This window comes from Pseudomonas sp. PB101, assembly GCF_009764265.1.
Lineage (GTDB): Bacteria > Pseudomonadota > Gammaproteobacteria > Pseudomonadales > Pseudomonadaceae > Aquipseudomonas.
In genome coordinates, this window is record NZ_RWIR01000026.1 from 147,144 (window position 1) to 165,087 (window position 17,944).

17 protein-coding genes are annotated in these 17,944 nt (G+C 56.0%); 11 read left to right on the plus strand and 6 right to left on the minus strand.

From position 1 onward, the window contains the following. Positions 1-182: 182 nt before the first annotated feature. Positions 183-980: an acyl-CoA thioesterase II gene (locus EI969_RS09030; RefSeq protein ID WP_160387159.1), complete on the minus strand. Its 798-nt coding sequence runs from the start codon at positions 978-980 to the stop codon at positions 183-185. A 224-nt stretch (positions 981-1,204) separates the two neighbouring features. Between EI969_RS09030 and EI969_RS09035 the strand changes: the two genes are divergently transcribed. The 9 genes from EI969_RS09035 to EI969_RS09075 all read left to right on the plus strand — a co-directional run bounded on the left by EI969_RS09035 (position 1,205) and on the right by EI969_RS09075 (position 9,554). Continuing rightward, on the plus strand, positions 1,205-1,777 hold the full coding sequence (locus EI969_RS09035; protein WP_160387160.1) for an acyl-homoserine-lactone synthase: 573 nt from the start codon (positions 1,205-1,207) through the stop codon (positions 1,775-1,777). A gap of 230 nt (positions 1,778-2,007) precedes the next feature. Next, positions 2,008-3,270, plus strand: a complete 1,263-nt coding sequence (fabF, locus tag EI969_RS09040) for a beta-ketoacyl-ACP synthase II (protein ID WP_160387161.1) — start codon at positions 2,008-2,010, stop codon at positions 3,268-3,270. Between the two features lie 621 nt (positions 3,271-3,891). Continuing rightward, positions 3,892-4,518 (plus strand): flavin reductase family protein, encoded by a 627-nt coding sequence (locus tag EI969_RS09045; RefSeq protein ID WP_371925907.1) that lies wholly within the window; start codon positions 3,892-3,894, stop codon positions 4,516-4,518. Continuing rightward, the gene (locus EI969_RS09050) at positions 4,518-4,772 is read left to right on the plus strand and encodes a hypothetical protein (protein ID WP_160387171.1); all 255 of its coding nucleotides are present in this window, start codon (positions 4,518-4,520) and stop codon (positions 4,770-4,772) included. The genes EI969_RS09045 and EI969_RS09050 overlap by 1 nt, the downstream gene beginning before the upstream one ends. A gap of 31 nt (positions 4,773-4,803) precedes the next feature. After that, positions 4,804-6,060: a beta-ketoacyl-[acyl-carrier-protein] synthase family protein gene (locus EI969_RS09055; protein ID WP_253562682.1), complete on the plus strand. Its 1,257-nt coding sequence runs from the start codon at positions 4,804-4,806 to the stop codon at positions 6,058-6,060. A gap of 1 nt (position 6,061) precedes the next feature. Further along, a complete protein-coding gene (locus tag EI969_RS09060) occupies positions 6,062-6,856 on the plus strand; it encodes a MaoC/PaaZ C-terminal domain-containing protein (RefSeq protein WP_160387175.1) in 795 nt (264 codons plus the stop codon). Further along, a complete protein-coding gene (locus EI969_RS09065) occupies positions 6,853-7,587 on the plus strand; it encodes an SDR family NAD(P)-dependent oxidoreductase (RefSeq protein WP_160387178.1) in 735 nt (244 codons plus the stop codon). The genes EI969_RS09060 and EI969_RS09065 overlap by 4 nt, the downstream gene beginning before the upstream one ends. A 71-nt stretch (positions 7,588-7,658) precedes the next feature. Next, positions 7,659-8,573 carry a hypothetical protein gene (locus EI969_RS09070; protein ID WP_160387180.1) on the plus strand — a complete coding sequence of 305 codons (915 nt, stop codon included), beginning with the start codon at positions 7,659-7,661 and terminating at the stop codon, positions 8,571-8,573. Between the two features lie 63 nt (positions 8,574-8,636). Then, a complete protein-coding gene (locus EI969_RS09075) occupies positions 8,637-9,554 on the plus strand; it encodes a metal-dependent hydrolase (protein ID WP_160387182.1) in 918 nt (305 codons plus the stop codon). A gap of 73 nt (positions 9,555-9,627) precedes the next feature. Here EI969_RS09075 and EI969_RS09080 read toward each other — a convergent pair whose 3' ends face one another. Continuing rightward, positions 9,628-10,347 carry a LuxR family transcriptional regulator gene (locus EI969_RS09080; RefSeq protein ID WP_160387184.1) on the minus strand — a complete coding sequence of 240 codons (720 nt, stop codon included), beginning with the start codon at positions 10,345-10,347 and terminating at the stop codon, positions 9,628-9,630. 641 nt (positions 10,348-10,988) lie between these two features. Between EI969_RS09080 and EI969_RS09085 the strand changes: the two genes are divergently transcribed. Beyond that, positions 10,989-11,330, plus strand: coding sequence for a potassium channel family protein (locus tag EI969_RS09085; RefSeq protein WP_160387186.1), 342 nt, complete (start codon positions 10,989-10,991; stop codon positions 11,328-11,330). A 113-nt stretch (positions 11,331-11,443) separates the two neighbouring features. Here EI969_RS09085 and EI969_RS09090 read toward each other — a convergent pair whose 3' ends face one another. Genes EI969_RS09090 through EI969_RS09105 form a run of 4 tightly spaced genes read right to left on the minus strand, consistent with a single transcriptional unit; the run spans position 11,444 to position 16,567 of the window. After that, positions 11,444-11,665, minus strand: a complete 222-nt coding sequence (locus EI969_RS09090; RefSeq protein WP_160387188.1) for a formate dehydrogenase subunit delta — start codon at positions 11,663-11,665, stop codon at positions 11,444-11,446. After that, on the minus strand, positions 11,662-14,538 hold the full coding sequence (gene fdhF / locus EI969_RS09095; RefSeq protein WP_160387190.1) for a formate dehydrogenase subunit alpha: 2,877 nt from the start codon (positions 14,536-14,538) through the stop codon (positions 11,662-11,664). Before fdhF ends, EI969_RS09090 begins: the two co-directional genes overlap by 4 nt. Further along, positions 14,535-16,091: an NADH-quinone oxidoreductase subunit NuoF gene (locus EI969_RS09100; RefSeq protein ID WP_160387192.1), complete on the minus strand. Its 1,557-nt coding sequence runs from the start codon at positions 16,089-16,091 to the stop codon at positions 14,535-14,537. The genes fdhF and EI969_RS09100 overlap by 4 nt, the downstream gene beginning before the upstream one ends. Continuing rightward, the gene (locus EI969_RS09105) at positions 16,091-16,567 is read right to left on the minus strand and encodes a formate dehydrogenase subunit gamma (RefSeq protein WP_160387194.1); all 477 of its coding nucleotides are present in this window, start codon (positions 16,565-16,567) and stop codon (positions 16,091-16,093) included. The genes EI969_RS09100 and EI969_RS09105 overlap by 1 nt, the downstream gene beginning before the upstream one ends. A 472-nt stretch (positions 16,568-17,039) precedes the next feature. Between EI969_RS09105 and EI969_RS09110 the strand changes: the two genes are divergently transcribed. Beyond that, positions 17,040-17,786, plus strand: coding sequence for a hypothetical protein (locus tag EI969_RS09110; RefSeq protein WP_160387196.1), 747 nt, complete (start codon positions 17,040-17,042; stop codon positions 17,784-17,786). Positions 17,787-17,944: the final 158 nt, after the last annotated feature.

A 17,944-nucleotide genomic window follows, 5' to 3' on the forward strand; every position in this document is an offset into this window, starting at 1 on the left:
AGGGATCGAGTTGCTGCGCAGGGATCTGCCTGCTACTGCACCTCGGTGGCAGGCAGACGTTGCACGGCGTTTGCGCTTGCGGTTTCACTTTCCTGCTGCCGAAAAAAAGGTCTCGCTCAGCAAGACCTTTTTTGATTTGGGGACGAGGAGAAAAACGTTAAATAAATAACAGTCACACCAGGCTAGCCGAACACCACCACGGTCTGCCGGCTGAGTGCCAATAGTTTTCCATCGGGTGTATGCAGGGTGGTCGAACAGGCACTGTAACCTTCAAGCGCATAATCGGTTGAGGCATGCATGACACACCAGGTATCGGCTGGCAGATTGATCAGCGGTTGCGCGAACTCCACGCTCCAGGTCAGCGAGCTGCCCTGAGCCAAGGCACGGTGCTGGGAGAGTACCGCTGGTGGCCAGGCATCAAGCATCGCCAGTAGCTGTGTTTCACTCAACGTTGCGTCGAGGGGAGCGTCCTTCAATCGAATCCACCCTCCTGTCGACCGTGATGACGCGCCACTAAACGGCATTCCGCCATAGCCCCAGCGAATGTCGAAATGCTGTAAGTACCGTGGAGCCACATCAGGCAACAAGGGCAAGGGTTCGCACGTCTCCAGGGCTGGCAGCCCCGGCATCGGCTCAGCCGGCAACGCCAACGCAGAAGACCTGGCGGAACCAAAGCAAGCTTGCACGGAGGTGACGGTCTGCTCCGACTGCACGACCCGGCAATGCAGTTGAGTCACTGCACTGCCTTCGCGAAGTACTTCGGTTTCAAAGAACAACGGTTGATCTACCGCTACGGGGCCTATAAACGTCAACGAAAGTGACCGTAGCGAACGATCCCGAGGAACGAACTGACGCATTGCTTCGTGCGCAAGCGCCACGACGACGCCACCGAAAGCAGCTCGGCCTTGGCTCCAACTCGCGGGAATCATCAGGGGACGATGGGGTAGACGACTTGCGTCGATTAGCGCGGAGAAGTTCATGATTCGCTCATTGTCAGCCTTTGGGGATCCAATGGTAAGTTTCCTGGCAATTGTTCGCGACTGACATAATAGATAGTTGCGTGTGTAAGGTGATCAAGAAAAGTTGATGGGGGTCCGTGAATTAGCTAGTTGTCATTGCAATAATCAATGACGGTCTAACACATTTGCTAGTTATCATTAATGCTAAATGGCCAAATAATATTAGCTCTGAAAAGGAGGTAATAATGGCTATCGCAATTGGTTCCCGTATCGAACTTGATAACAAGCGACTTGAACAAATGCACAGGCTGCGTGCCGAAGTTTTCAAGGAGCGTAAATGTTGGGATGTTTCGATCATCGCCGGCATGGAAATCGATGGTTATGATGCGCTGAACCCCTATTATCTGATCTTGCAGGATGAGCCTGGCTCTGAGCGTTTATTCGGATGTTGGCGAATCTTGCCGACCACTGGCCCTTATATGCTCAAGGACACTTTTCCAGCGTTGTTGTACGGTGCCCAAGCCCCTCATTCAGAGCGTATATGGGAATTGAGTCGTTTCGCTATCTTGCCGCGGGAAAAGTCCCCGCAATGTCTGTCGCTTGATTCAATTCTGGCAATCAAGGCCCTGATTCATTTTGCCATTGAACGGGGCGTTGATCAGTTTGTAACGGTGACCACACTCGGCGTGGAAAAATTACTCAGGCGAAAAGGGCTCGATATCAGCCGTTTTGGCCCGGCCATGCGCATTGGTGTCGAGAATGCCGTTGCGCTGCGTATAGAACTTAACGACACCACTCGTGCATCCCTCTCCATGTGAATAAAGCAACGGTGGGCGTTCGGAGATCCTGAGCAAATTGATAGTTTCACGGTAAAAGTCCGTGTCTGGGCCAGGGTCGACTATCAGAACTGATAGTCAATCTGCTCACAGGTTGACCTGCCGCAGGTGCCTCTATCAAATGTTCTATTTGGTTTCAGCCTCCACGACCACCGGTTCAATGGACGGAAGATTCACTGCTTGCCAAATATCGAAACAGAGGGATCAACGCGATGACAAAACGAATTGTAATTACTGGAATGGGGGCGGTGTCCCCGTTGGGTGTTGGCGTTGAACACAGCTGGAAGCGTCTGTTAGAGGGAAAGTCTGGCGTGCGCAAGATCGAGCGAATAGGCGATCTGCCGGTTGAAATTGCGGGTACTGTCCCGGACATTGGTGCCGACCCTGAAGCCGGTTTCGATGCCAGCGTCTTCGTGAATCCCAAAGAAGCTCGACGCATGGATCGCTTCATCATATTTGCCCTGGCTGCCGCCAGTGAGGCGATCCGGCAATCGGGCTGGGTTCCATCAACGGATGAAGAAAAGGCACGCACAGCGACCGTCATCGCTTCGGGCATCGGGGGGTTGAATTACATTCGTGATGCGGTGAATTCGATCAACGAAAGTGGCGTGCGCCGTGTTTCGCCTTTTACCGTCCCCGGTTTTCTGGTGAACATGGCATCCGGTCAGGTTTCGATCAAATACGGTTTCAGAGGGCCGCTGGGAGCACCTGCAACGGCCTGCGCCGCTGGCGTGCAGGCAATTGGCGATGCCGTGCGAATGATCCAGAACGATGAAGCTGATATTGCCATTTGTGGTGGCAGCGAGGCGTGCATCAATGAGGTCAGCATTGGTGGGTTCGTCGCGGCCAAGGCAATGGCGACCAGTTTCAATGATCGCCCGCAAGAGGCCTCCCGTCCTTTCGATGCGGATCGCGACGGCTTCATTATTGCGGAGGGCGCAGGGCTGATGGTCATCGAAACCCTGGAACATGCTTTGGCTCGCGGTGCCAAACCTATCGCCGAGATTGTCGGTTATGGCACCAGCGCCGACGCCTATCACGTTACGGCGTCGCCTGAGGACGGCGCGGGCGCTCAGCGTTGCATGCGGGTTGCCCTGAAGAAAGCAGGTGTTGAACCGGGCGCGGTGAAGTACATCAACGCGCATTCCACTTCGACGATGGTCGGTGACAAAGGCGAGCTGGCGGCAGTCAAGGCGGTATTTGGTCCGAAGAATGTCGCGGTGTCTTCTACCAAGTCATCCACCGGCCATCTACTGGGCGCGGCAGGAGGCCTGGCAGGCATTTTTACGGCCATGTCGCTGGTTAACCAAGTGGTGCCATTCAACCTTAACTGCCACCAACCTGATGAAGACGCCCGAGATGTCGACCTGGTGCTTGGTGAACCGCGCGCTATAGAGATGGATTACGCGCTGTGCAACGGTTTCGGCTTTGGTGGGGTCAATGCCAGTCTACTGCTTAAGGCGTGGCGCGATTGACACCTGCCACATCCTTCGTGTTTATCTTCAGTTCTGTCGCTTGAGTGACAGGCTGGGTGGCATCGAACTGTTCTAACCGTCACTGCCGGGTTCGCCCGGCAGCGACCTTCCGAGACAACGCAGAACGGCGATCTGTCGTCTGGCTTGTTCAAGCCGCTTTGCGTCATGCCTGCTCGGCCATCCTCCAGAAAGCAGGGGCTCCCAGCCTCGGCATCCAATGCGAACACATTTGTTCAGCCTGGATCAGCACCAATCCGCGTTATTGCATCCCCGATCAACTCATGTACTTAAACACCCACTGGGCTCGTTCGTCGAATCAGGTATAACAACGGCGAGTCGCTGGTTATGCGTGGGTGCAACAGTGACTACTACGGGGCATCTCTATTTATTGTGCTTGGTTTAATTATCGACTAGTAGTTGTGCTAGTCGGTGCTCGTTTTCTTGTTTGTCAGTGCTTCGGTCGTCACTGTTAGTTGAGATAGTCAGTTGTTGGTGTGCTTGACTCGGAAAAATTCAACTGTAAACATTGGTTGGATATATGAGGAGTGAAGTTAAGAAATGAAATACGATCCACAAGAAGATAATTGCCCTCTACCCCACTCGCCGTTCAGAAGTTGCGTCGTGCCCCGTCCAATCGCCTGGATATCCAGCGTCGATGAAAGTGGCAATGAAAACCTGGCGCCATTCAGTCAGTGCGGCATTCTTACATTTGATCCGCCTATGGTCATGTTCGCAGCTAACCATTATCCGACAGGTCAACGAAAAGATTCGGCGGTTAATGCTGAAAAGACCGGCTGGTTCGTCTGGAATATGGCAACCGAGGCGCTTAAGGAAGCGGTAAATATCTCCGCAATGATTGTCCCTTCCGATCAGAGTGAGTTCGAACTGGCAGGCCTCGAGAAAATAAAGGCCGATCTTTCCGATGTGCCGATGGTGAAAGACAGTCCGTGCCACCTTGAGTGTCGTTATGTTTCAACAACGGTGGTCAAGGGTAAAAGTGAACTGGGAACAGTGGACCTGATCATCGGTGAGGTGATTCGTGTACATATTAATGATGACTACATAAAGCCGGATGGTTGTGTCGATATTCAGAAGGTTCGGCCCATTGGTCGAATGGGATATCTCGATTATTCAGTGATCGATAATACTTTTTCCATGGAAGTGCCGATGACTGATGAAATTCGCGCGATCATGAGTGAAATCATGTCCGGCAGTGCCAATAAACCTCAATCAGTAGGAGTGGAATAATGAACGTAAGTACCGTGGTTAATAATGTGATTGGCGAGCTGACTGATTTTGACGTCGCGACCATCACCGACCAAACCCTGATCAGCGATATCCACTTGGTCAGTCTTGATTACGTAAGTATTCAGGTTGCCCTGAAGAAAGAGTTGGGCATCGCCATCGATGTCAACAAGTTACCTGAGGCGAAGCTCAGCACGATGGGCGATTTTTATGCCTTCTGCCGAAGCGAGCAGGCCCGGTCCAGTACGCTGGCATAACCATGCAAACACAGCTAGGGAGAGGCGTGCAGTGCAAACTAAGAAACGGGTAGTCGTTACGGGGTTCGGTTCCGTCTGTGCTTTGGGTCGGAACACGGAAGAGATCTGGGGGGCGATAAAAGACTATCAAATGGGTTACGCCCTGCATCCGATGCAAGATCAGTCGGTTACAGCCAGGTTTTTCGGAAAGATCGATTTTCCGATTGAGCTCAAAGCGGTGCCCAAGCGTATCGCCAAGAATCTTCCCCGCTTTGCGCGGATTGGTATGTCCGCATCGGAGCAGGCATTGTGCATGGCCTTCGGCGATGACCCGGTCGCTGAGATGGACAAGCACTATTCACCCTTCGACCGTGGCGTCGTGCTGGGGACAGGGTGGGGGGGCGTCGACTCGACCATTGATAACAACGACATGTATGTCGAGTCGGGTCTCGCTTCACCGCTCAGTACCATTTTTTCCATGCATAGCGTATGGACCGGGTCGGCTTCAATGGCCTGGAACCTCAGGGGTTACCAGAACACGTTGGTCGCGGCCTGCGCCACAGGAAACATTGCTATCGGTGATGCCTGCGAAGTTATCCGCAGTGGTCGGGCCAAATGCATGCTTGCAGGCGGCAGCGAGAGCATCACCGGAGCCTACAACGTATGGTCGGTGGACATCCTCGGTGCCTTGAGCAAGGAACAGGAGAATCCAGCGAAGGCTTGCTGTCCATTCAGTCAGGACCGTAGCGGCTTTGTGTTGTCAGAAGGCAGCGCCGTACTGGTTCTGGAAGACCTGGATGAGGCACTCAAGCGAGGCGCTACGATCTATGCCGAGATCAGCGGCTACGCCAACTATTCGGATGCCTACGACATCACTGCCCCGGCCGAGGACTTGTTGGGGCGAGCGATGTCGATGGAAAAGGCTATCGAAGAGGCAGGTCTCAATACATGGGATATCGACTACATCAATGCGCACGGGACCTCGACTCAGCTCAATGATCTGAACGAGACCAATACCATCAAGAAGGTTTTTGGTGAGCATGCCCATACGGTGCCGATTTCCAGTACGAAGTCCTATACCGGCCATCTCATCGCCGCGGCGGGTGCCATTGAAACAGTCTTTTGCATCAAGACCATCCAGACCGGCATGGCGCCGGCAACGATCAATCTGGAGCGTTCCGATCCACTTTGCGATCTTGACTACATCCCTAACGAGCATCGCTACCTGGGGGTTGTCGACAACGTACTGAACATCAACTACGGATTCGGCGGGGCAAATAGTTGCCTGGTAATCAGAAGGTATTCGTGAAATGCGTCGAAACTTTAATCATGAAGACCTGGAGCGATGGGCACAGTTTTCCGGTGATCGTAACCCGGTGCATTTTGATGCGGACTTTGCCATAAAAAATGGCCATTCCGGGCGCATTGTCCATGGAATGCTGGCCATGTTGCCGCTAAAAAACCAACTGGCGTTGGAAGCCTCCATTTGTGCCCAGGCCTGCGAGATAAAACTGCATCTCAAACACGCGGTGCCGATCGACCAGTTTGTCGACTACACACTCAGTCCGGTTCAGAGCATTAAAGTGAGTTCTGACGGAAAGTCTCTGTATATGGGCAGTGTCAAGGCGCGGGTTGCCCCGCAAGTTGCGGCCCTGGTAGCAGCGGACGAGCGCCGCCCGATACTGGAGCGATTTAGCGCCGAAGAGCTGGATGAGAAATACGAGTTGTTGTCGACGCTTGTTGGAACACCGGTACATCCGAGTGTGTACTGGGACGCAATCCTGTTTTCCATTTATATCGAAGATAACCGCAAGACAGCCTTGGCCAGTGACGTTCAGCGCTTTCTCGCCAGGGAAGGCATTTCCCAGGCGCGGCCTTACGTCGTTTATCAGATATCCCATGCGCTGACACTCATGGACAGTGATTGGTCCCAGCTACCGCGCGCGGGCTATGACTCAACGTATTACAGCGTAAAGGGTAAGGATCTGGTCAGGGTCAACGATTCTATTTTTGCCTCTGTCGTTTTTACCTTGTACACCCAGGATCGGCCTGTATTGGCGGTAGAAATGGGGTTGATCGCCAATCTGCTGGAGGAGCCGGCATGAAACGCAAATGGATTTTCGTGACGGGTGGCTCTCGGGGTATTGGCGCGCAAATCGTACGCTCGGCCAGCCGTAGCTTCGATGTTGTGTTCACCTATAAATCCAGCGTGGACGAGGCCCGGTTGCTGGCTGAGCAGTTGAATAGTGAGCCTGGCAGGCAGGTGGAAGCTGTTCACTGCGACGTGTCAGACGTCAGTCAGGTCAATGATATTGCACAGTCGCTCATCCATCGTTTTGGCCCACCTTATGCGGTCATCAACAATGCGGGTGTTGCCGAGGATCGGCTTTTTTCCAATCTGGATGAACAGGTCCTTAACGCGATCTTCAGTCAAAATGTCTTTTCTGCATTTTCGGTTTCCCGGGCTTTTATTGGGGCGATGATGGGGGAATCAGATACATGCATTATCAACATCAGTTCGGTTTCAGGGGTGAAGGGCAATATCGGCCAAACAGCGTATTCAGCCAGTAAGGCTGCGTTGATTGGAATGACCCGCTCGCTCGCGCTTGAAATGGCCCGATTTAACATGCGCGTCAACAGTATCGCGCCAGGCTATATCGAGACCGACATGACCAGGCACTTGAAAGACAATGGATCAGGGTTGAAAAAAAGCATTCCGCTGCGTCGTCTCGGAAGCACCGCCGAGGTGGCGTCACTGGTGGATTACCTGATGAGCGAGGGCGCGGCCTATATAACCGGTCAGACGCTCGTGATCGATGGCGGCCTGAGTTGCTGAACATCGTTATTACCATCAGGCAATAACTGAGTCGCTCTCTAGCAGGTGACTCATTTCAAGGAGAACATTGCATGTCCGGGATCAGCACTATCGTTAACTTTGGCTGCCTTTCCGATGAGCAAAGGTGGGATGCGCAGCGCTATGACTGGAACTGGCTGACGGAACTGGACGAGCATGATCGAGATATTGTGAACTTGCTCGACTGTTTGTCTGATGGCGAGTTTTCCGGCCAGGCATCAGCGGTGCAGTTTCATGATCTGCTGCTCACTGAAGTCCGTGAAGGTTACCCAAAAGACCTTGCCAATGACTGGGGGCAGATTCTTGCGTATGTCAACATCATTGCCTACGAGGAAATGCGTCATGGCATCGCACTAGCGACGGCCTATCACTATGTTTCAACGGGTGAGTTAGGGTATGTGGACAAACTGTCAGTCCGCGAGTATTCAGAAAAATACATCTGGTGCTACGAAGATAGAAAGTACTGGGATCTTTACAGTTATACCTTCGCCCACTTGTTCGGTGAGGTGGTCAACACTGAGTTGTACCGGGATGTACGTAGTCAAGTGCACCACCCGGCTCTCCAGGCGCTAATCACCAATATTATGAAAGACGAGGCACGGCACACTCAGGCATGGGCAGCGGTGATCGAGGAAATGGTCAAGTCCGATCCCGCTCATCTCGAGCGTTCGCTAGCCGTGATTGATGTCGGTTTGACGTACCACAATGCAATGGTCCATGAAACCTACTTTGAAGGGCAAAACAAACTGATGCAGTTGTTCCTGCCCGCCAAGCGCGGAGAGGGCGCGGTCGATCGAATTGTGCGCAAGAAAACACAATTGATGGAGCAGATTTTCGGTGCCAAAAACCCTTATACCCAGGAACAGATGCGTGCCCAGCATGTTTCTTTCCTGGTTAAAGGATTGGGGCAGACCCGAGCGGTTCATTCGCCGGAAAGCGAAGACGGGATTCTGTTTCTTCAGAACTGACAGTGTCGGGGGGCGCTCTACCGAGGGCGAGCGCCATTTCGCGATAGGCAGCCAGGACGCCGCATGAAAATTAGAAGAATTCCATTTGATATCAAGCAAGCCATGAAGATCGGTGCGGATTTCGATTTTCGCTGGGCTTATGACGATCAGACTTCGCTAGTGGGACTGGGGTATTCCTTTTACCTGGAATACATTGAGTATTTTTGTAATTTCGTCAGCAAACATTCGCGGGGATTGATTGCCGATGAGGGGTTGCTGGACCTTGAGCATACGTTTCTGGTCCAGGAGATGCACCATGCCAAGGCACATAAACACCTGAATTCGTTTCTCTGTCCGGGCAATGTGTACAAAGATCAATTACACCCAAGGGTGTATCCCTATCTTCATGAGTTTCATGTGCAGAACTACGAGCCCATACTGCAAAGCGTTTCCAGGGGCGAGCGGGAAGGTATCAGGGACGCTCTACTAAAAATTGCCGTGTTTGAAAGCAAGAATTGTATTTCCAGTTTCATTTTTTTTGAGCAACTGTTCTCCGGAAAGAATTTTGCCCGGACTTGCAATATTTCAGCGAATTTGGGTGTGCTCTATTTGTTGGGCTATCACTTCACCGAAGAAATAGAGCATTGCGACGTCGCCGTTGATGTTTATCAACATATCTTTCAGGAGCCGGTCTGGAATGCTCAGCGAGTCCAGTCTGAAGTCATGGACGCCAACCACTCTGAGCACGAAGCCCTCGCCGCAGCACAATACTGCGCAAAGCGTCTTGGCATAGACACAGATGCCCGGCGTTTATCCAGCTCTCCGTTCATGTCATATACCAAGGCGCGGCAGATTGAACTTATTGGCGCTGATTTTGATTTGAATAGTCAGCAGATCCTTGATCAGCGCCATGATTATGTGCGGCAATGGGACGAAGTGTGGGAGCCCGCGCTGCGGGAACGACTGCTTGTAGAAATTGAAAACCGAACGTCCTGCGTTTGACCAGTGCAGCTGTGTTCTAAGTTTTGATTCAATACACCTGTTCAGTCGTAACCTGATGATCGCAGCCTGCTGTTTAAAACTCCAATACACCGGTTTGCAAGGCTTTGACAATCGCCATTCTCCTGGACCCGACATTGAATTTCGCCCTGACCTTTGAAAAATGATAATTGATGTTGGCTTCTGAACAACTGAGAATACGGGCAATTTCCCAAGTGGTCTTGCCGAAAGCGCTCCATTTGAGTACTTCCAGCTCTCGATTTGTGAGGGCAACGGGCTCATCGGCCTCCTCTTTGCCGATCAACTTCAGGAGCGTATCGAGAGCGTAATCGCGAATAAGGGTCAGGCTGGGAAGCGTCCGCGCCAAATGGTATTTGAGTTGACGCTCCGGGACCGCTTCGAGTCGGGCGCTGAGCATTCCCACCTGGCCACCGGCGCCGTGCACTGGCAAGCTCACACCTTGCATAAGGCCGTGATTTTTTGCTTCCTCCCTGAAATTCAGTTGTTGTACAGAGGTGTAAATATTGTCGAACCACACGATGGGCACCGTTGAGGTAAGACAGTGGGCAACGACGGGATCTATCCGGGCATAGTGTTCAGTGTCGTATTTCTTACGCCACGCAGCGGGATAGTCACTGAGAATAATGGCTTGATTATTATCGGTGCTGCTGTTCGGTTTGAAAGCAAACAACACACCATCACAACCCAGTGCCGTAGTATTTGACTTGAGGGCTTCGAACCAATCGCTCTTGCGCGACAAATCCGACATGGTGAGAAGTTCATCCAGTGAAATCATAATCCATTCCTTTGCTGATTTAGTCCGTCTGAACAACAGTTTCGGTGTTCGGAATCCTGGTGGTCGGGATCCGCTCGCGAGCTGTTTAATGTTCAATGACGTGAATCTGGCAATGTCGTCGCCAGCGGGTTTCCTTTCCTCGAATAGTCACCAGGGTGGTCGTTGCGCGTTGATCCCGAGATCAGCGGACGCCGCGATGCGCCGGGATTCTACAGTGTGGAGCGGACTCGATGCGCCAGCAAATGAAAATTATTTTATTGGGTCTGGCATCCTGATTTGAAAGCTGCTCTCTGATGTCGGTAGTGCTGGTAAGTTGAGACGATAGTTCCAATTTTTCGGGGCGGTTATATAAACGCTTAGTGTCACTGCTGCAAGAATTTTCTGTGGGCGTATGTGTGTAGGGGCTGTTGATATTTATAACTGGCATTTTGAATTGGCAGGGTGATTGTTAACATTCTCGATTGTGGCGGGTGGTTTGATGAAGTTCACGATTCTGGGGAGTTGCTGTCCTTCACGGACAGTGCCCTGTTGGTCGCAACCCGACGTTGGCCGACAGTCTCCAACGGTTGTGCCAAACTAGTAGGTTGTTGAAACGCCGCGCATGTCAATGCCGGCCAGGCAAACCCCAGGAAGCCCATGCCATGAACCCCGCCCGTGCATCAAACGTCCGCCACGAGTTCTACAAAGCCGTCTGGTTCTACTTCAAAGTGGTCTGGCCGATCTTCTCGATCCTGCTGTTAGTGATGGTCGCGTTCGGCCTCATCATCGCCCAACTGGAAGGATGGAGCCCCGATGACGGTGTCTACTTCGCCTTCGTAACAGGCCTGACCATTGGCTACGGAGAACTGGTGCCCAAACTCGGCGTCTCGCGAGTGCTGGCGGTCCTGCTGGGCTTCAACGGCGTACTGATGACGGCGACATTCGCGGCGATCAGCGTGCGGGCGATTGAAGTGACCGTGACGGCGTCGCGCAAGGGTGTGTAGGCGCGAGCTTGCTCGCGATGGTTTCAAGGACGCCGCGTTTATCCAGGATTTGCGCGTTATCGTTGACGACCATCGCGAGCAAGCTCGCTCCTACAGGTTTTTCAGCCAGCAGGCTAAGCCTCCCAGCCCGCCCCAATCACCGCCGCCTGCACCAGCGGGTGCAAGTCCGCCCCTTTATGCTCCATCTGCCAAGCCAACAACTCCTTGCGCATGCTCGGCGCCCAGAACATCTGCAGGTGATTGCGCACGCCCAGCACCGCCTGCTCCTGGTCCGGTTGCGTGGCAAAGTACTGGCCGATCTGGTTGGCCATCTTGACCAGATTGTCCGTACTCATCGGCGTACCTCCGCTTTGGCGCCACGGCCCCGGTCCTTGAGCAGACGATGCTGTTCATCGCTGAACTCCTGGAAGCGCTTCTGCCACTCCGAAGGGTGATAAACGCGGCTGACCTCCACGGCCGTGACCTTGTACTCCGGACAGTTCGTAGCCCAGTCCGAGTTGTCGGTGGTGATCACGTTGGCGCCCGATTCCGGGAAGTGGAACGTGGTGTACACCACGCCCGGCGCGACCCGTTCGGTGATCCGCGCCCGCAGCACGGTCTGCCCGGCACGGCTGCCGATGCCGACCCAGTCATCTTCGTTGATGCCACGGCTCTCGGCGTCGGTCGGGTGGATTTCCAGGCGGTCTTCGTCGTGCCAGGCGACGTTGTCGGTACGCCGTGTCTGGGCGCCGACGTTGTACTGGCTGAGGATGCGCCCGGTGGTCAGCAGCAGCGGATAGCGAGCGTTGACCTTTTCCTCGGTGGGCACATACCCGGTCAGCATGAACCGCCCCTTGCCGCGCACGAACTCCTCGATGTGCATGGTCGGCGTGCCGTCCGGTGCCGCCGCGTTGCACGGCCATTGCAGGCTGCCATGGCGGTCCAGTTCGGCGTAGCTGACGTTGGTGAAAGTCGGCGTCAGGCTGGCGATTTCATCCATGATTTCTGACGGGTGCTTGTAGCTCATCGGGTAGCCCAAGGCATTGGCCAGCGCCACGGTGCCTTCCCAGTCGGCCTTGCCACCTAGTGGGTCCATGACCTTGCGTACCCGGGAGATGCGTCGCTCCGCGTTGGTGAAGGTGCCGTCCTTTTCCAGGAACGAACTGCCCGGCAAAAACACGTGGGCGAACTTGGCGGTTTCGTTGAGGAAAATGTCCTGCACCACCACGCATTCCATGGCCGACAGAGCCGCGGTGACGTGCTGGGTATTCGGGTCGCTCTGGGCGATGTCTTCACCCTGGCAATACAGACCCTTGAAACTACCGGCCAGGGCCGACTCGAACATGTTGGGGATGCGCAATCCCGGATCGGGTTGCAGAGTGACGTTCCACGCCTGCTCGAACTGCGCTCGTACCACATCGTTGGAGACGTGCCGGTAGCCGGGCAACTCGTGGGGGAAAGAGCCCATGTCACAGGAGCCCTGCACGTTGTTCTGCCCCCGCAACGGGTTCACGCCCACGCCTTCGCGGCCGATGTTGCCGGTGGCCATGGCCAGGTTGGCGATGCCCATCACCGAGGTGCTGCCTTGGCTGTGTTCGGTGACGCCGAGGCCGTAGTAGATCGCCGCGTTGCCGCCGGTTGCATACAAGCGTGCAGCGGCACGGATGTCGGCAGCGGGTACACCGCAGATTGGGCCGAGGGCTTCCGGCGAATTTTCCGCACGGCTGACGAACTCGCTCCAGTGGGCGAAATCGCCAGGCTCACAGCGGGCGTCGATAAAGTCCTGGTTGAGCAGTCCTTCGGTCACGATCACATGGGCCAGCGCGTTGAGCATGGCGACGTTGGTACCGGGGCGCAGGGCCAGGTGATACTCGGCGCGGGCATGCACCGTGTCCACCAGATCGATGCGACGCGGATCGATAACAATCAGCCGCGCGCCTTCACGCAAGCGGCGCTTGAGCTGGGAGGCGAACACCGGGTGAGCGTCGCTGGGGTTGGCGCCCATCACCAGGATCACGTCGGCCTGCATCACCGAGTCGAAACTCTGGGTGCCGGCAGATTCACCCAACGTCTGCTTCAAGCCATAACCGGTCGGCGAGTGGCAGACCCGCGCACAGGTGTCGACGTTGTTGTTGCCGAAGGCGGCGCGCACCAGTTTCTGCACCAGGTAGGTTTCTTCGTTGGTGCAGCGACTGGAAGTAATGCCACCAATGGAATCGCGGCCATATTTTTGCTGCAGCCGGCGGAACTCGCTGGCGGCGTAAGTCACCGCTTCATCCCAGCTGACTTCCTGCCAAGGGTCGCTGATGTGTTTGCGGATCATCGGTTTGGTGATGCGATCCGGGTGGGTCGCATAGCCCCAGGCAAAGCGCCCTTTGACGCAAGAGTGGCCGTGGTTGGCCTGGCCGTTCTTGTCCGGAACCATGCGTACCAACTGGTCGCCTTTCATCTCGGCGCGGAACGAGCAACCCACCCCGCAATAGGCGCAGGTGGTGATCACGCTGCGTTCGGGCTGGCCCAGTTCGACCACGCTTTTTTCCATCAGCGTCGCGGTGGGGCAGGCCTGCACACAGGCGCCGCAGGACACGCATTCCGAGTCTAGGAAGTTATCCCCACCAGCGGCCGAGACCCGGGATTCAAAACCGCGCCCGGTAATCGTCAGGGCGAAAGTGCCTTGGGTTTCTTCGCAGGCACGCACGCAGCGGTTGCAGACGATGCACTTGCTCGGGTCGTAATCGAAATACGGGTTGGAGGTGTCTTTCACGTCCTCCAGATGGTTCTCGCCCTCATAGCCATAACGCACTTCCCGCAGGCCGACCTGACCGGCCACGGTTTGCAGTTCGCAGTTGCCATTGGCCGAGCAGGTCAGGCAGTCCAGCGGGTGATCGGAAATGTACAACTCCATGACGTTGCGCCGCAGGGTCGCGAGCTTGGGCGTCTGGGTGTGCACGCTCATGCCTTCGCTGACCGGCGTGGTGCAGGACGCCGGATAACCGCGCATGCCGTCGATCTCCACCAGGCACATGCGGCAGGAGCCGAAGGCTTCCAGGCTGTCGGTGGCACAGAGTTTCGGAATGGTGGTGCCGAGCAACGCGGCGGCGCGCATCACCGAAGTGCCTTCGGGCACGCTGATGCTGCGGCCGTCGATGTTCAGGGTGACTTGCACCTGGCTGTCGCGGGCCGGCGTGCCGAGGTCGATATCGGTTTTCGGGTCGAAGAGAGTGATCATTGTTCGGCCTCCGAGGCTTGCAGACCGAAGTCAGCGGGGAAGTGCTTGAGGGCGCTGGCCACGGGATAAGACGTCATGCCGCCCAACGCGCACAGCGAACCGTATTGCAGGGTGTCGCACAGGTCCTTGAGGATGATCACCTGCGCATCGCGGCTGTTCTGGTCAGGCGCGGCCAGCAAGCGGTCGATCACTTCGACGCCACGGGTCGAGCCGATGCGGCACGGCGTGCATTTGCCACAGGATTCCTCGGCGCAGAACTGCATGGCGAAGCGTGCCATGTGGGCCATGTCGAGGGTGTCGTCAGCCACCACCACACCACCGTGACCGAGCATCGCGCCGATGGCCATAAAGGCTTCGTAATCCAGCGGCGTGTCGAATTGCGAAGGCGGAACCCAGGCGCCGAGCGGGCCGCCCACCTGAGCAGCCTTCAGCGGCCGGCCACTGGCGGTCCCGCCGCCGTAGTCTTCCACCAGCTCCCGCAAGGTCAGGCCAAAGGCCCGTTCCACCAGACCGCCGCGGCGAACATTGCCCGCCAACTGGAAGGGCATGGTGCCCAAGGAACGGCCCATGCCGTAATCGCGATAGAACTGCTCACCCTTGGCCAGAATCAGCGGCACCGAGGCCAGGGTCAGAACGTTGTGGACCAGCGTCGGCAGGCCGAACAAACCCTGCAACGCCGGAATCGGCGGCTTGGCGCGAACGATCCCGCGCTTGCCTTCGAGGGAGTCCAGCAGCGCGGTTTCTTCACCGCAGATGTAGGCGCCGGCACCGACGCGCACTTCCATATCGAAAGCCAAGCCGCTGCCGCCGACATTGGCGCCGAGGTAGCCGGCAGTTCGGGCGATGTTCAGCGCTGCGCGTAATGTCGCCACGGCATCCGGATATTCCGAGCGCACATAGATGTAGCCGAAGGTGGCGCCGACGGTAATGCCGGCAATCGCCATGCCTTCGATCAGCAGGAAAGGGTCGCCTTCCATCAACATGCGGTCGGCAAAGGTGCCGGAGTCGCCTTCGTCGGCGTTGCATACGATGTATTTCTGCGCCGCCTCGGTAGCGCGCACCGTGCGCCATTTGATCCCGGCGGGGAAGGCCGCGCCACCACGGCCGCGCAGGCCCGAATCGAATACCTCAGTCGCAGTCTGTTCGCCACCTAGGGCAATGGCTCTTTTCAAACCCTCGAAACCGCCATGATCCAGATAATCGTCGATGTACAGCGGCCGGGTGATGCCGGCGCGGGCAAACAGCAGGCGTTGTTGCGTCTTCAGATAGGGCAACTCTTCCACCAGGCCCAGCGCCAACGGATGGGCAGACGGATCGCCTTTCAAGGCTTCGAGCACTGACGGTACATCGTCAGCAGTCAGTGGGCCGAAGCCGAAACGGCCTTGCGGCGTGTCCACTTCCAGCAATGGTTCCAGCCAATACAGGCCGCGCGAACTGGTGCGTTGCAACTCAGACATAACGCGGCCCCGGCCATGGATGATAAGGGCTGCCGCAATCTCTTCGGCGCCTACGGCTCGGGCCAGCGAATCACGGGGCAGATAGAAAGCCGGCATCACGCGTCCTCCCGACAAGCATCGAGCAACGCATCCAGCCGCTCGGCACTGAGCCGCGCATGCACCCGCCCATCCAGCTCCAGTGCCGGCGAACAGGCACACGCACCAAGGCAATAAACAGGACGCAAACTGATGCTGCCATCGGCGCTGCTACCGTGATCATCCAGCTGCAGCCGCTCACGCAACTGCGCGGCCAACTGCTCGGCGCCACGGCTCTGGCACGACTCGGCCCGGCACAGCCGCAAGATATGCCGCGCAGGCAGCGCGGTACGGAAGTCATGGTAAAAACTGATCACCCCACGCACCTCGGCCTGACTCAGATTGAGGGCATGGGCAATCTCGGGGACGGCGACATCGGGGACGTAACCGATGCGCTCCTGAATATCATGAAGAATGGGCAACAGCGCACCCGGGGTGCCCTTATGGCGCTCCAGCAGACTGTTGACCACAGGCAGGTGCAACAACTCATCAGGCATTCAGCAATCCTCACGGTCACGGACAAACCAGAAGGTCGTCGGTCGTCCGAAAGTGTCGGCTGCGGCACTCACACCACGTCACGGTATCGTGGATTTCAGGCCGGTGGCCAGGGCACCCTTGGCGGGCATCTTGTTGTGCCCGATGCGATCTCTGTCGCACATCTTTCAGGGCATAAAAGGCAGCTTGCCACGCGGCTATTGATCGACCTGCACCAAAGCGACGTGCTCGGTTCTGCCTACGACCTCTTATTGAGTCTAGATGAGAGTGGCGCGGGGGCATTTACCCACGGGCCTGTCGATGCCTGATGTATAGCAGGCGATACGGGCAGGAAACAGCATCAGATCGGTGGGAAATACTAAGGTGCAGCTGTGCTGCCAACGCAATCCCTCTGCCCCCTTTGCTGCCAGTGGACAGCAAAATGGCAAAATAGTAGCGTCGCGCCACTGCCTTCCTCTCTGTAACGGACTACACATGCTCACTGTCGCTCCAGCCTCGCGTCTGCTCTGCGCGATCACTTTCGCCGTCGTGATGACCCCGGCACTCGCCGACTGGGAAGAATCCCCGGAATACGCCTGGAAGACCTACCTCTCCGATTGCCAGCAATTGCAGCGGGATGTGACCGATGTACAGAACGGGCGCAAGATGGCCATGGATGTCTTGCCCAACATCCAGGGCTTTCTGCGAACCATTACGGTACACCGCAAGAACCTGGCCCAGCCAAGCCTCGGCTCCCCCGATTACGCCCGTTGTGAAAGCGTCGTCTCCCAAGCCAAAGACGTATGGGCCAAGGGCAGTGGTGAATACGACGAGGCGATGGATCAGCATTTCCGGCAAGCCCAGACCGAGCACCTGAACTCCCCGGAATACAAGCGTGCACGCTCTCTGGGCTTCACCGACGTCGGCGAAATCGGCGACCTCGACCAGCACGCCGAGCTGGATGGCGAAGCGAATCTGAAGACCTTGATGATCACAGTCGATTTTGGCTGCGGCCGCCATTTCCGCGCCGCGCAATACGTCAAACCCTATGTGGTGTACACCGTCCATCGTTCGGATGGCAGCTGCGGCGTCTACAAGTTCGTCGCCGTGCTGGGCGGTGAAACGGTGGAGCGAGGCGACTACATCAATCCGAAAGGGATTTTTCAGTACGTGGGGTGGAAGAAACTGGCCGGTGCGGATGGATTTCCCATCGACGTTCGAGTCGTAAAAGCACTGAAGTAATCGGCAGGATTTTTCTTCGGCGCAGGATGGCTGGCGATAGCGCCAGCCCAAACACCCTCAATGCCAAAGATGCACCACAAACCTACTGTGGGAGCCAGTCTGCTGGCGATTGCGCCATGCCAACCATCCACAATGCCGAAGATGCACCAAGAACCCAC

Coding starts and splice junctions, on each gene's coding strand:
- EI969_RS09030 (WP_160387159.1), bottom strand. CDS start 980: ATGAACTTCTCCGCGCTAATCGACGCAAGTCGTCTACCCCATCGTCCC.
- fabF (WP_160387161.1), top strand. CDS start 2,008: ATGACAAAACGAATTGTAATTACTGGAATGGGGGCGGTGTCCCCGTTG.
- EI969_RS09085 (WP_160387186.1), top strand. CDS start 10,989: ATGAACCCCGCCCGTGCATCAAACGTCCGCCACGAGTTCTACAAAGCC.
- EI969_RS09050 (WP_160387171.1), top strand. CDS start 4,518: ATGAACGTAAGTACCGTGGTTAATAATGTGATTGGCGAGCTGACTGAT.
- EI969_RS09065 (WP_160387178.1), top strand. CDS start 6,853: ATGAAACGCAAATGGATTTTCGTGACGGGTGGCTCTCGGGGTATTGGC.
- EI969_RS09080 (WP_160387184.1), bottom strand. CDS start 10,347: ATGATTTCACTGGATGAACTTCTCACCATGTCGGATTTGTCGCGCAAG.
- EI969_RS09070 (WP_160387180.1), top strand. CDS start 7,659: ATGTCCGGGATCAGCACTATCGTTAACTTTGGCTGCCTTTCCGATGAG.
- EI969_RS09100 (WP_160387192.1), bottom strand. CDS start 16,091: ATGCCGGCTTTCTATCTGCCCCGTGATTCGCTGGCCCGAGCCGTAGGC.
- EI969_RS09060 (WP_160387175.1), top strand. CDS start 6,062: ATGCGTCGAAACTTTAATCATGAAGACCTGGAGCGATGGGCACAGTTT.
- fdhF (WP_160387190.1), bottom strand. CDS start 14,538: ATGATCACTCTCTTCGACCCGAAAACCGATATCGACCTCGGCACGCCG.
- EI969_RS09110 (WP_160387196.1), top strand. CDS start 17,040: ATGCTCACTGTCGCTCCAGCCTCGCGTCTGCTCTGCGCGATCACTTTC.
- EI969_RS09090 (WP_160387188.1), bottom strand. CDS start 11,665: ATGAGTACGGACAATCTGGTCAAGATGGCCAACCAGATCGGCCAGTAC.
- EI969_RS09075 (WP_160387182.1), top strand. CDS start 8,637: ATGAAAATTAGAAGAATTCCATTTGATATCAAGCAAGCCATGAAGATC.
- EI969_RS09105 (WP_160387194.1), bottom strand. CDS start 16,567: ATGCCTGATGAGTTGTTGCACCTGCCTGTGGTCAACAGTCTGCTGGAG.
- EI969_RS09035 (WP_160387160.1), top strand. CDS start 1,205: ATGGCTATCGCAATTGGTTCCCGTATCGAACTTGATAACAAGCGACTT.